The sequence below is a fragment of the Pseudomonas sp. GM80 genome, from assembly GCF_000282515.1.
Taxonomy (GTDB): Bacteria; Pseudomonadota; Gammaproteobacteria; order Pseudomonadales; family Pseudomonadaceae; genus Aquipseudomonas.
The window spans coordinates 1-13,090 of record NZ_AKJD01000164.1; the positions used below are offsets into that span (position 1 = coordinate 1).

The 13,090-nt window shown below is 59.5% G+C and carries 10 protein-coding genes; 7 read left to right on the plus strand and 3 right to left on the minus strand.

The annotated features are described in order from the left end of the window. The first annotated feature begins 58 nt into the window (after positions 1-58). The 5 genes from ureA (at position 59) to ureC (ending at position 3,584) form a co-directional block, all read left to right on the plus strand. A complete protein-coding gene (gene ureA / locus PMI37_RS22780; RefSeq protein ID WP_008085431.1) occupies positions 59-361 on the plus strand; it encodes an urease subunit gamma in 303 nt (100 codons plus the stop codon). A gap of 9 nt (positions 362-370) precedes the next feature. Beyond that, complete coding sequence (locus tag PMI37_RS22785; protein ID WP_008085432.1) at positions 371-904, plus strand: GNAT family N-acetyltransferase; 534 nt, start codon at positions 371-373, stop codon at positions 902-904. 5 nt (positions 905-909) lie between these two features. Then, the gene (locus PMI37_RS22790) at positions 910-1,446 is read left to right on the plus strand and encodes a GNAT family N-acetyltransferase (protein ID WP_008085433.1); all 537 of its coding nucleotides are present in this window, start codon (positions 910-912) and stop codon (positions 1,444-1,446) included. After that, positions 1,443-1,751, plus strand: coding sequence for an urease subunit beta (locus PMI37_RS22795; RefSeq protein ID WP_008085434.1), 309 nt, complete (start codon positions 1,443-1,445; stop codon positions 1,749-1,751). Before PMI37_RS22790 ends, PMI37_RS22795 begins: the two co-directional genes overlap by 4 nt. Before the next feature lie 132 nt (positions 1,752-1,883). Beyond that, positions 1,884-3,584 carry an urease subunit alpha gene (ureC, locus tag PMI37_RS22800; protein WP_008085435.1) on the plus strand — a complete coding sequence of 567 codons (1,701 nt, stop codon included), beginning with the start codon at positions 1,884-1,886 and terminating at the stop codon, positions 3,582-3,584. Between the two features lie 48 nt (positions 3,585-3,632). On the opposite strand, the gene PMI37_RS22805 is transcribed toward ureC, so the two are convergent. After that, positions 3,633-8,534: an NEL-type E3 ubiquitin ligase domain-containing protein gene (locus PMI37_RS22805; protein WP_162130785.1), complete on the minus strand. Its 4,902-nt coding sequence runs from the start codon at positions 8,532-8,534 to the stop codon at positions 3,633-3,635. A gap of 415 nt (positions 8,535-8,949) precedes the next feature. Between PMI37_RS22805 and PMI37_RS22810 the strand changes: the two genes are divergently transcribed. After that, positions 8,950-10,077 carry a sensor histidine kinase gene (locus PMI37_RS22810; protein ID WP_008085440.1) on the plus strand — a complete coding sequence of 376 codons (1,128 nt, stop codon included), beginning with the start codon at positions 8,950-8,952 and terminating at the stop codon, positions 10,075-10,077. Between the two features lie 84 nt (positions 10,078-10,161). Here the strand turns inward: PMI37_RS22810 and PMI37_RS22815 are convergent, their stop codons facing one another. Together PMI37_RS22815 and PMI37_RS22820 are read right to left on the minus strand one after the other, a co-directional pair. Further along, positions 10,162-10,467 (minus strand): chaperone modulator CbpM, encoded by a 306-nt coding sequence (locus PMI37_RS22815; RefSeq protein WP_008085443.1) that lies wholly within the window; start codon positions 10,465-10,467, stop codon positions 10,162-10,164. Between the two features lie 23 nt (positions 10,468-10,490). Beyond that, a complete protein-coding gene (locus tag PMI37_RS22820) occupies positions 10,491-11,441 on the minus strand; it encodes a DnaJ C-terminal domain-containing protein (RefSeq protein ID WP_008085444.1) in 951 nt (316 codons plus the stop codon). A gap of 292 nt (positions 11,442-11,733) precedes the next feature. Here PMI37_RS22820 and PMI37_RS22825 point away from each other — a divergent pair, with 292 nt between their 5' ends. Continuing rightward, on the plus strand, positions 11,734-13,008 hold the full coding sequence (locus PMI37_RS22825; RefSeq protein ID WP_008085447.1) for an Hsp70 family protein: 1,275 nt from the start codon (positions 11,734-11,736) through the stop codon (positions 13,006-13,008). The last annotated feature ends 82 nt before the right edge of the window (positions 13,009-13,090 follow it).

Genomic DNA, 13,090 nt, shown 5'->3' on the forward strand with positions numbered 1-13,090 from the left:
CGGCAGCTCCTACAGGGTGTACGTCATTATTTTTAACTGCCGATACTGGATTTGCACAATGGACCTGACCCCACGCGAAAAAGACAAGCTACTGATCTTCACCGCCGGCCTCGTCGCCGAGCGGCGTTTGGCGCGCGGCGTGAAACTCAATTACCCGGAAGCCATGGCCTACATCTCCGCCGCCCTGCTTGAAGGCGCGCGTGACGGCCGGACGGTGGCCGAGCTGATGCACTTCGGCACCACCCTGCTCAGCCGCGAACAAGTGATGGAAGGCATCCCGGAAATGATCCCGGAGATCCAGGTTGAAGCGACGTTCCCCGACGGCACCAAACTGGTCACCGTCCACCAACCGATCGTCTGAGGCCGCGCCATGACTTACTCCATTCGCGATGCCCTGCATGCCGATCTGCCAGCGATCCGCGATATCTACAACGATGCCGTGCTCAACACCACAGCGATCTGGAATGAACAGGCCGTCGACCTCGGCAACCGCCAGGCGTGGTTCAGCGCGCGTCAGGCCCAGGCCTATCCGATTCTGGTGATCGTCGACGCCGACAACACTGTGCTCGGCTACGCTTCGTTCGGTGACTGGCGGCCGTTCGACGGTTTCCGCCACACCGTCGAGCACTCGGTTTATGTGCGCAGCGACCAGCGTGGCAACGGCCTCGGCCCGCAACTGATGACCGCACTGATCGAACGGGCGAAGACCTGCGGCAAGCACGTGATGGTCGCCGCCATCGAAAGTGGCAACGCCGCTTCGATTCGCTTGCACGAGCGAGCCGGTTTCATCACCACCGGACAGATGCCGCAAGTCGGCACCAAGTTCGGCCGCTGGCTCGACCTGACCTTTATGCAACTGACCCTCAATCCTGGCGCGGAGCCGCCTGAAACCATCAAGGAGTGACACCGATGAACGCCGCCCAACTGCGCCGCGTCAACGCTGAAAGCTTTGCCCATTATCGTCAGGGCCTGATCGATCTGCTGTTGGACGCGGTGGGTTATGGCGCCAGCGTCGGTTTCATGGCCGATCTCGATGCGGTACAGGCGCGCGCGTATTTCGATGAAGTTCAGGACAACGTCAACAAGGGCAGCGTGCTGCTCTGGGTCGTGGTCAAGGACGAAGAAGTACTGGCCAGCGTGCAATTGGGGCTCTGCCAAAAGTCCAACGGACTCAATCGTGCCGAGGTGCAAAAACTGCTGGTGCGCGAAGGCGCGCGGCGTCGCGGTCTCGGTCAACAATTGATGAGCGCGCTGGAACTCGAGGCGCCCAAGCACAAGCGCGGCATGCTTTACCTCGACACCGAGGCCGGCTCTCCCGCCGAAGATTTCTACAAGGCACTGGGTTACACCCATGCGGGTCAGATTCCCGATTACGCCTGCGACCCGAACGGTACTTATCGACCGACCGCCCTCTATTACAAGATTCTGCAAGGAGCCCAGCGATGATTCCTGGCCAGTACCAGATCCAGCCCGGCGACATCGAACTCAACGTTGATCGCCGCACTATCCGCCTGAAAGTCGCCAACAGTGGCGACCGGCCGATTCAGGTGGGGTCGCACTATCACTTTTTTGAAACCAACGACGCGCTGGCGTTTGATCGCGCGGCCAGTCGTGGCATGCGCCTGAACATTCCGGCAGGGACAGCGGTGCGTTTTGAACCGGGGCAGAGTCGCGAGGTGGAACTGGTGGATTACGCCGGGCATCGGCGGGTGTTCGGGTTTGCCGGACGAATCATGGGTGATCTCGACTGATTGATCGTTCCCACGCTCTGCGTGGGAATGCATCCCGTGACGCTCCGCGTCACATAACGGCGGACGCAGAGCGTCCATGGCGGCATTCCCACGCAGAGCGTGGGAACGATCATTGAATCCCAAGGCAAGCACATGAAGATTTCTAAACAAGCCTACGCCGACATGTTCGGCCCCACCGTCGGCGACAAGGTGCGCCTGGCCGACACCGAACTGTGGATTGAAGTCGAAAAAGACTTCACCACCTACGGCGAAGAAGTGAAATTCGGTGGCGGCAAAGTCATCCGTGACGGCCAGGGCCAAAGCCAATTGCTGGCCGCCGAAGTGGTCGACACACTGATTACCAACGCGCTGATCATCGACCACTGGGGCATCGTCAAAGCCGACGTCGGCCTCAAGGACGGGCGCATCGCCGCCATCGGCAAAGCCGGCAACCCGGACGTGCAGCCCAACGTGACCATCGCCATCGGCGCCGGCACCGAAGTGATCGCCGGCGAGGGCATGATCCTCACCGCTGGCGGCATCGACACGCACATCCACTTCATCTGTCCACAGCAAATCGAAGAAGCGCTGATGAGCGGCGTTACCACCATGATCGGCGGTGGCACAGGACCTGCCACCGGCACCAACGCCACCACTTGCACCTCCGGCCCATGGCATCTGGCGCGCATGCTTCAGGCCGCCGACGCCTTTCCGATGAACATCGGCCTCACCGGCAAGGGCAACGCCAGCCTGCCGGAACCGCTGATCGAACAGGTCAAGGCCGGCGCCATCGGCCTCAAGCTGCACGAAGACTGGGGCACCACCCCGGCGAGCATCGATAACTGCCTGACTGTCGCCGACCAATACGACGTGCAGGTGGCGATTCACACCGACACCCTCAACGAGTCCGGCTTCGTCGAAACCACCCTCGGCGCGTTCAAGGGCCGCACCATCCACACCTATCACACCGAAGGCGCCGGTGGCGGCCACGCACCGGACATCATCAAGGCTTGCGGCTTCCCTAACGTGCTGCCAAGTTCGACCAACCCCACACGCCCGTTCACCCGCAACACCATCGACGAACACCTCGACATGCTCATGGTCTGCCATCACCTCGACCCGAGCATCGCCGAAGACGTCGCGTTCGCCGAAAGCCGTATCCGTCGCGAGACGATTGCCGCCGAAGACATCCTCCACGACCTTGGCGCGTTCTCGATGATCAGCTCCGACAGCCAGGCCATGGGCCGCGTCGGCGAAGTCATCACGCGCACCTGGCAGACCGCCGACAAGATGAAAAAACAGCGCGGCCCACTGCCGCAGGACGGCGCAGGCAACGACAACTTCCGCGCCAAACGCTACATCGCCAAATACACGATCAACCCGGCGATCACCCACGGCATCAGCCATGAGGTCGGTTCGATCGAGGTCGGCAAATGGGCCGACCTGGTGCTCTGGCGTCCGGCGTTTTTCGGCGTAAAACCGACGCTGATTCTCAAGGGCGGGGCGATTGCCGCCAGCCTCATGGGCGACGCCAACGCTTCGATCCCGACACCGCAACCGGTGCATTACCGCCCGATGTTCGCCAGCTACGGTGGCTCGTTGCACGCCACCAGCCTGACCTTTATCAGTCAGGCAGCAGAGGAAGCCGGACTGCCTGAAGCATTGGGACTGAAGAAGAAAATCGCTGTGGTCAAAGGTTGCCGCGACGTGCAGAAAACCGACCTGATCCACAACGACTACCTGCCGAACATCGACGTCGACCCGCAGACTTATCAGGTCAAGGCCGACGGCGTATTGCTGTGGTGTGAGCCCGCGGAAACATTGCCGATGGCGCAGCGCTACTTTCTGTTTTGAACCATTGAGGCAAAGCACCTGGAGGCGCCCCAACGCCTCCAGATTTTATTACGGCTGAACCGTAAACGGCGGATACACCGTTTGCAGCTTCGCGCGATCAATCGCTTTTTGCGTCAGGCTTTTCTCCAGCGTCTGCAAGGCTTCGAACTGCGCCATATCGTCCTCATCCTTGAGAGAGGTCAGCAACTCATCGAACTCTGTGCGGTAAGTACGCTTGAGGAATTGCTGCCAAAACGGCTGTTCAAGAATTCGTGGCGCCAGCAGCTCTCCCTCCTCCAGCGCGATCACTCGCTGATAAGCATCCTCGATCATCTTCTCGGTGACGCCGGCGACTTTGCGGAACAACATGCCGCGCGACTGCCACGGCAGGTCCAGGCGGTCGGCCAGATCGGTCATGTAGGCCATATGAACCTCCACTTCATCAATGCTGCCGGTGACTCCGTCAGCATTCTCGCGGCGAAATGTCTCGCCAGCTTTCAAGCGATCGGCCACACGCTGTCGGGCGATTTGCCCCAACTCGTCGAGGCGCGATTTACCACGAGCCAGCGCCACCAGTTCGGCCTCCACCAGATCGGTGCTGATCAACCCGTAGGCCTCATGCACCAGCACCTCGACGCCCATTGCATTGAAAAACTGCGCACCGGCATCCGCACAGGTTGTGGAGGCGACGGCCTCGGCGAAAATTTTCTCGCGCAGCGCGGTGTTCTCGTTCATGGCGAAAATCATTCGCCAGACCTTGGCCGTGAGGTCGGTTCGGTAAATCGAATCCGTGGTACCGAAGTCGGCGGAGGCCGTCAGCTTGCGCAACTCGTTAAAGAACGGCTCGGCGCCGAACTCATCTTCGACCTCATCCCATAACGGCTGGCGTGCATTCCATTCAGCCTCACTCATGCCTGCATCCCAGTAGGAGCTGTCGATGGTGCCGCGCGACGGATAGGGACGGTCCGGGTCGAGGCCGACAGACTCGATGTACCGCTTGAGCTTCTCGAGATTCTCTGCAGACAGATGGAAGGCGTCACGGCTGACGTTGGTTCGCGCAATCAGTTCGGCGTATACCGAACCTGGCGCAACGTCCGGAAGCTCGCTGAGCTGGTTGAAGCGCAAATCCAGATACAGATTGCGCGGACGTTGCTTGGCAAACAGACCGATCGGCCATGTGTCGATACCGGTACTGTCCAGGGTCAGTATCAGCAAGGCCGGCATTTGGCTGATGTCCGGCACTTGCCCAAGTGGGTTGCCATCAAGCTTGAGCACATGCAACCGACTCATCGCGCGCAACCTTGCGGCGCTTTCAGCGGTCAACGAGATCTGATTGTCCGAAAGCGTCAGCACACGAAGGTACGCCATGTTGCTGATCACCTCTGGAAAATCGCTCAAACGGTTCTTCCACAGATCGAGGTCGCGCAACTGACGAAAGCTGCCTAGAAAGTGCTGTTGGTCGCTGAGAATCTGGCCGTTCTGCAGGCTCAAGGAAGTGACATGATCGAAACTGGCGGTGAGCCGGGGCATCGTCAGCAGATGACGGTCCATCGGCAGGCCATTGAGTACCAACGCCTGCGCGCGGATCACTCCCGATGCCGGGGGGCCAGCAGGGCCGGTGCGTTGCCAGCATTGGCGCAGAAGCTGATAGACCCGGTTGCGCGACGTCCACTCCGCCACGCCTTCGGGGCTGAAGCGATAGGCCAGGCTCATGTCGTTCAACCAGCGCTGGAACGCCAGGTTGAACCTGCTGAACTCTTTTTCCAGCGCCGCTACACGCATTTCCATCACGTTGGCGCCGAAGCCGTCGAGCAGGCTTTCCACCTGTGCGTCCGTGAAGGCGGGATACAGCGACCCGACTCGGCGCTTGAGCGCTGACCAGTCTTTAGGCCGTAGCGGATAACCTTGCATACCGCCACGCAAGCGCATGTTTTCGGGATCATAAGCGGGCTTGCGAACAGGGTTTTCCAGCAGCACCTGTTCGAATTGCTCGTGACTCAGAGGCGAACGCTGAATCGCCTGTTTCAGCAAGTCCCCCTGAAAAATGTCGAAACCCAGCGCCTGACGCTGCGCATCAGGCAAGGCGTGCAGTACCGCGCTGTAAAGATCCTCGGCACTGTGCAGCTGCAATCCTTGTTCATCGCGTGCACTGTAGAGGCCGTCCTCATCAGCGATCAGCACTTTGCGAATCGGCGCATCCGCCGCGCCAACGCTGGCCTGCAACCGGCCGTCGAAAGCGAGCTCGCGAATGTCGATGCGCACTTGCGCCGACCAGCCCGGCAGGCTCTCCATCGAACGCAGTACCAGGCGATGGCTGTCCGTACTCTCCAGTTGTTCCAGGTACAAACCTTCGTAGGCGCGATTCAGACGAATCTTTTCACCCGCCGTGCGCAGTTGCTGACGCAGCTTGAGGACGACCTGCCCGCTCTCCTCGAACACCCGCACACTCTGCGGGTCGGCGTCCTTGAGCACTTGTTCGATCACACTGCAGGGTAACTCGGGGTAATCGCTGTGCAATCTGCGCACACGCATGTCGGCGGAAACATCCGAGGTTTTGTACTGCGACTCGAACACCCGTGAAGCACGCTTGGTGGCACGCTGCGCCAGCGCTTCACGCAATGCCTGGACACGCACGGTTTTGTCGGTGGAGATGGCGCGGCCGAGCAGCGCTTCGATTTCCGTCTCATCCAGAAACGCCAGTACCCGGCCTTCAAGATTGCCCGTCTGAATGTCTTCCTGGCTGACGATAAGCGTGTCGACCGCAGCGGCGTTGGAGTTGCCGTAGGTGATCGAGTCTCGACCGGTCGGCAGCGGATCTTTCAGGGTGATGGCTTTTGACTCGGGCCAGCGCGGCAACTCAGTCAGCAGCCCCGGCAGATAACCGCTCAGGTGATCGCTGATGTGGCCGTTGCGGATCTGTTCACCGAACTGGCTGATCGAGGCGTAGAGATCGAAGCGATTAAGGGTATCGGTCAACAAGGGCGGCGGCAGCTCATGTTCGACATGCAGGCGGCGCAGCACACCGTCATCGATACCGCTGACCTTGAGCACTTGTGCCAGCGTTGATTCACTGAAGGTGGCGGCCAGCGGATTGAGACGGCGCAACAACTGAATCTGTTCCCACTCAAGCGGACGTTCGACTTCGCTCTTCCAGGCGCCCGCCCGGTTGTGCTCGACCCGAGGCGCATAGGCGTCGGCTCGCGTCGGGTGTTGCATGCGGAACTGGCCGTTGAGTGGATCCTCCTTCACCACGTACTGCCTGCCCTGCAGGTGCAACACTTTTTTTCCTTGATGCGGATACAGCCCGGACTCGTCAGCCCAAGTACCGGCAGGAAGCGCCAGATTGTGCGCATAGGGGGCCAGATCGGGGTTCCACATTTTCGTGCGGCCATCGGCCAGGGGCACCGCCTTGAGGTTGTCGACAAAAGACGAAGGTTTAATGGCTACAGCGCCTTTGGGCAGAATATGCCCGGCGCTCATCAATGCCAGTTGCGTAAAGTTGAGGATTACGCTGTTGATGTGTGCGCACGCCTCCTCCTTGTCACCGTGACTCCAGTCCTCGATGCCCTCGGCAAATTCGGCCAGCAACTGGGCGACCATCACCCCGAGCATTACCTCGCCGACGCCCGGTACCAGCATCACGACGAAGTTGAAGATGTTCCAGCCATAGTCCAGATAGCTGATCAGTCGGTTCCAGCGGCTTTTAGCATCTTCATCCCCCGTAGGCACAGCGATCAGTCGTGCATCGCTGATCGACTTGTCGCGTTTGCGCAGGTACAGGTGCTCCCAGAGACCGCCCTGGATCGGCACGGTGATCGGTTCCGCATGGGGGGTTTCAATCGGTGTCTCCCGCCACCACGGTCCCATGTCGAGAGGCTCGCGCTGATGCCAGGTGATTTCCTTGAGACGCTCATTGACCCGTCTGAAAAATTTCGGCTTGTCCTTCTGCGCCACAAACCGACTGAAAAACTGTTGATAGGATTTTTCCAGCAACTGCGTGGCCAAGGCTTTCATGAACGCGGTCAGCGACGGGTATTCTTTCAATGGATGCAGCGGATCATCCGGGATATAGGCAACCAACGGCCCATTCAGAATACTTTGATCGTAGAAGTCGTTACGCCGGGACATTTCGTCAGTGACAGCACTGGGTCCATTGGCGAACACATCACTGAGCACTTTGTATTTTTCATACAGATTATCGTTGAGGCCGGGGATACGCCGCGACCAGTCAAACAGGAACTGAAGTTCTGGCGATACTAGCCCCAGCAGGAATTTCTCGATCTCGTTTTTTTCTGCAACGGCACTGAACAGCACGATACCGGACAACTCCAACCCCATGATCCGCAAACGATGCGCCTTCAACGCACGCCCGTGAAAGCTGATCGATCGTTGTCCGCTGATCACGTCGCTGATGACGGCCTGAGCGTGCATGCCCAGATCGGCGTTCATTCCGGCAATGGCCGCGGCGACTTGCAGCGCGGACTTCTCGACCGCCACCGATTGCGTTCTCAATGTCGCTTGCTTCGTCACATCGTCGGGCAGCAACAACGCCTTGAGGTGTTGCTGATATTGCGCGCCAATATCCAGCGAGCGGCAGACGCTGGCAACCTCACCGACCGTGATAGCGTGCTGCACAGGCGCGCCGTCAGCGTCGGCGACGTACACACCGGAGCCACTGCGAAAGTAGCCTTCCTCGGTTTCCGCCTGTTCGAAATTGTGCAACGCCGCGGCCAGCAATGTGGAGTGCTGCGAGCGCGTGGCCCCTCGGTCGATGCCGAAGATAATTTTGTCCGGGACGTAAAGCCTGAGCATCGTCGCGTCGACGTCCAGATCGACCTTCAATTGGCTTTTCAGGGCCTCGGTCAGCAAGGGCCGGGCAAAGTCTTCGATGTTCTGTTCAAGGTGCTTCAGGGAGGTATCGACGCCCCCCTGAAGCTGCCAATGGGTGTGTACCAGTTGCTGCAAACGCACGCGGCCTGCTGCTGGCCATGACGAATAGTGTTTTGCAACGTTGAGGTTCGCTTCCAGCGATTGAAGCCGATGGGCCGGAGCCTGTTTGATAGCCTCTGGAATAAGCCCGATTAATACATCGTGATGCGGGCCGTTATCTGTCGAAACTGTGTTTGTCACAATATCCATATTGAGAACCTCGTCATCCAATAACTGGCGCTCAGATTACGGATGACGAGAAAAAACAAAAAACCAAAATCCTGCTCAAGAACACGCTGAAAAAGCCATAACCGCGCAGTTATTAAAGAGCCGAAAATACATATGTACCGCACTAAAAAAAATTCCCCGGGAGCCGGGCACCAGCGGTCGTGTATTTCTCGCCAGAGAGGCTAATATGCGAATCGCCGTCCATCGATTCATACGCAGGTAACCGCTTATGCGCCTTTCCGAATTCATCGTATGCAACGTGGATCCCATCGTCGCGGAGTGGGAGCTGTTCGCCGCCTCTATCACTCCCGCTGCCGATTACATGGACGCAGAAGGCCTGCGTGATCACGCCAAAGCCATTCTGTTGGCCGCCGCCCGTGACATGAACAAACCGCAGAGTGCCAACGAGCAAGCCGCCAAAGCCAAGGGCGAAGGCCCGGAGAAAACCCCAAGCCTGGATCAGGCCGGCGCCAGTCATGGTGAGTTGCGCCACATCGCGGGCTTTGATCTGGTACAGATGACCTCGGAGTTTCGTCATTTGCGCGCCTGTGTGATCCGCCGCTGGGTCGACAGCCTCAAATCACCGGACATGACTTACTTTCAGGACATGATTCGTTTCAATGAAGCCATTGATGAAGCGCTGGCCGAGTCGACGGCGGCGTACGCAGAACAGGTCAACCGTTCGCGGGACATCTTTCTGGCGATCCTTGGCCATGACCTGCGCGCGCCGCTGCAAGCGGTGAGCATGTCCACCGAGTTGCTATTACGCAAAGCGGCGCTGGAAGGCGAGGCGCTGACCTGCGCCCACAACATCAAGCGCGGCGCTCGGCACATGGCCGCGATGGTCAGTGATTTGCTGGAGTGGGTGCGCAGTCGCCTCGGCAAAAGTCTGCCGATCGAACCCGCCCCGATGGATCTGGCCGAAGCGGCGCGAGCGGCGATCGCCGAGGCGTGTGCCGGCAACCCGAATTGCTCGCCAGTGCTGCACATTCACGGTGATACGCAAGGTATGTGGGACGCGGGGCGCATCGATCAATTGCTGCAGAACCTGATCGGCAATGCGCTGCAGCATGGCTCGAACACGCAACAGGTGACGCTGACGTTGCAGGATGAGGCGGACGCGGTATGCCTGTCGGTGCATAACTTCGGCACACCGATTCCGGAAGACGCGCTGGCGACGATTTTTGATCCGCTGGTGCGCAGCGCCGATGAAGCACTCGGGCAGCCTTCGACCAGTCTGGGGTTAGGCTTGTTTATCGTCAGGGAAGTGGTCAATGCCCATGGCGGGACGATTGAAGTCAGCTCGAATGAGGCTGACGGCACACGGTTCAGCGTGGTGTTACCGCGAACCCTGTAGGAGCTGCCGAAGGCTGCGATCTTTTGATCTTGTCTTTAAAAACAAAATCAAAAGATCGCAGCCTTCGGCAGCTCCTACAGGGCGTTATTCGATGACCAGGCGTGCCAGGCGTTGTTTGAGCATGCGGTTCTCGGCTCGCAACTCATGGACTTCTTCGAGCAGATCGAGCGCCAGCGCCACACCTTCCCACTCCAGCTCCAGATCGCGCCGCAGCTTCGCGGCGCGTTTGGCCAGGGCCAGTTCGTAGTCGGTGAAGCGCCATTCCCGGGGCTGCGCGCCCTGAGGTTCGAGGATGCCGTGTTCGACGATTTCGATCACGTAGACGTCCGACAAATCGGCCGCCTCACAGAATTCTGCCAGGTCCAGTTGAACGATCAGGGGGCTGCTCATGATGGGCTACTCCGTCGTCGAATTCAGAAGTTCTCTCGCGGATTGAAAGCGGCTTTCTTCGCCAGTTCCTGCCACAGTGCCTTGACCTCATCGTCGGACGTTTTCGGCATCACGGCTTTGAGCTGCACGAACAGATAACCGCGCTCACCCGCCTTGTTTTTCAAGCCATGGCCTTTGGCGCGCATGCGCTGGCCGTTCTGGCTGCCGGCCGGGACTTTGAGGTTGATCTTGCCGGTCAGGGTCGGCACGGCCACCTCAGTGCCCAGCGCCAGTTCCCACGGCGCCAACGGCAAGGTGATGATCAGGTTTTCACCTTCAACATCGAATTTCGGATGCGGCGCAAAACGAATGGTCAGGTACAAGTCGCCATTCGCCCCGCCACCGACGCCCGGTGCGCCCTGGCCCTTGAGGCGAATACGCTCGCCGTCGGTCACGCCCGCCGGTATCTTCACGTTCAGGCTCTTGCTGGTGTTGCTGACGTGCTGGCCGTTGGCGTTGTATTGCGGCACCTGGAAGGTGACTTTCTTCGATTCGTTGGCGAGCGTCTCCTCGAGGAAGATCGGCAGTTCCATTTCCACGTCTTGCCCTCGGCGCCCTGCACTGCGTTGTTGCCGACCTTCACCGCCACCGAAACCGGGGCCGCGATTGCCGAAGATCGAACTGAAGAAGTCCGAGAAGTCGCCGGTGTCAGCACCGCCGCCGCCAAAGCCGCCACGGCTCTGCCAGCCCGGTGGCCCCTGGAACGGCTGACCATGCTGGCCATAACGGCGCAGCTCGTCGTATTCGGTACGTTTGTCGGCGCTTTTCAGCGCTTCATAGGCTTCCGACGCGTCCTTGAATTTCTCCTCGGCGTCTTTTTCCTTGCTGACATCGGGGTGGTATTTGCGCGCCAGCTTGCGATAGGCAGCCTTGATCGCCTTGTCGTCTGCTGTCGGCTCCACGCCGAGTATCTTGTAATAGTCTTTGAAGTCCATTGAAGGAATCACCATCCGTTATCGATTTCGCGCCGTTGCCAAGCATGCGCCGATTCGCGCGTGCCAGGTTGACCGATCTCAAGGTTGTGACCGGGTGGCGCAGCAGAAGTTTATCGGCAGTGGACGGCGGTTCTTGTGACCGCCGGTGGTTCTGCCGGCCCATGCCAGCAAGTTTGGGGCGAAGCTGCGATTTTCAACCAGTTTAGTCGTGAAATAGCAGATGACCGGCCTTCGATTCTGGCGCGCACTGACATACACTGCGCGGCCGTTTTTTTGACCGGAACCGAAAGACATGAAAGACGCCTCTCCAGCCCGTGCCTGCGGCATCGACTTCGGCACGTCCAACTCCACCGTCGGCTGGCTGCGCCCCGGCATGGAAACGATGATCGCGCTGGAAGACGACAAGATCACTCTGCCGTCGGTGGTCTTCTTCAACATCGAGGAACGCCGCCCGGTTTACGGTCGTCTGGCGCTGCACGAGTACCTGGAAGGCTACGAAGGCCGGCTGATGCGCTCGTTGAAAAGTTTGCTCGGTTCCAAGCTGATCAAGCACGACACCAGCGTTCTCGGCACCGCAATGCCGTTCAAGGACTTGCTCGGTCTGTTCATCGGCCAACTGAAGAGCCGTGCCGAAACTGCCGCCGGTCGGGAATTCGAGCAAGTGGTGCTCGGTCGCCCGGTGTTCTTTGTCGATGACGATCCGCTGGCGGACCAGGAAGCTGAAGACACTTTGGTCGACGTGGCGAAGAAGATTGGCTTCAAGGAAGTGTCCTTCCAGTACGAACCGATCGCCGCGGCCTTCGACTACGAGTCGACCATCGAAAAAGAAGAGCTGGTGCTGATCGTCGACATCGGCGGTGGTACCTCCGACTTCTCGCTGGTGCGCCTGTCGCCCGAGCGTCGTGGTCTGGATAACCGTCACGACGACATCCTCGCCACTGGCGGTGTGCACATCGGCGGGACCGACTTCGACAAACAGCTGAGCCTGCAAGGCCTGATGCCGCTGTTCGGCTACGGCAGCCGCATGAAGAGCGGCGCCTACATGCCGACCAGCCACCACATGAACCTGGCGACCTGGCACACCATCAACTCGGTGTATTCGCAGAAATCCAGCCTGGCGCTGGGCAGCATGCGCTACGACATCGAAGACACCGGCGGCATCGATCGCCTGTTCAAGTTGATCGAACAGCGCGCCGGCCACTGGCTGGCGATGGAAGTCGAGGAAACCAAAATCCAGCTGACCCACACCGACAGCCGCCATGTGCCGCTGGATCGGATCGAGGCCGGGTTGAGCGTGGAATTGAGCCGCGCGCTGTTTGAATCGGCGATCGATGCGCTGCTGGAGCGGGTACGCGGCAGTGTTACGCAGCTGTTGAACGATGCTGGCGTGGCGGTCGATCAGGTCGACACGGTGTTCTTCACCGGCGGTTCGAGCGGGATTCCGGCGCTGCGTAACAGCGTCTCGGCGATGCTGCCGAATGCGCGGCATGTTGAAGGGAACATCTTCGGCAGCATTGGTAGCGGCTTGGCGATTGAAGCGATGAAACGCTACGGCGCCATGAACTGATGATCGTTCCCACGCTCCGCGTGGGAACGCCGCCATGGACGCTCTGCGTCCGCTGTTGAGGCTGTGACGCGGAGCGTCACGG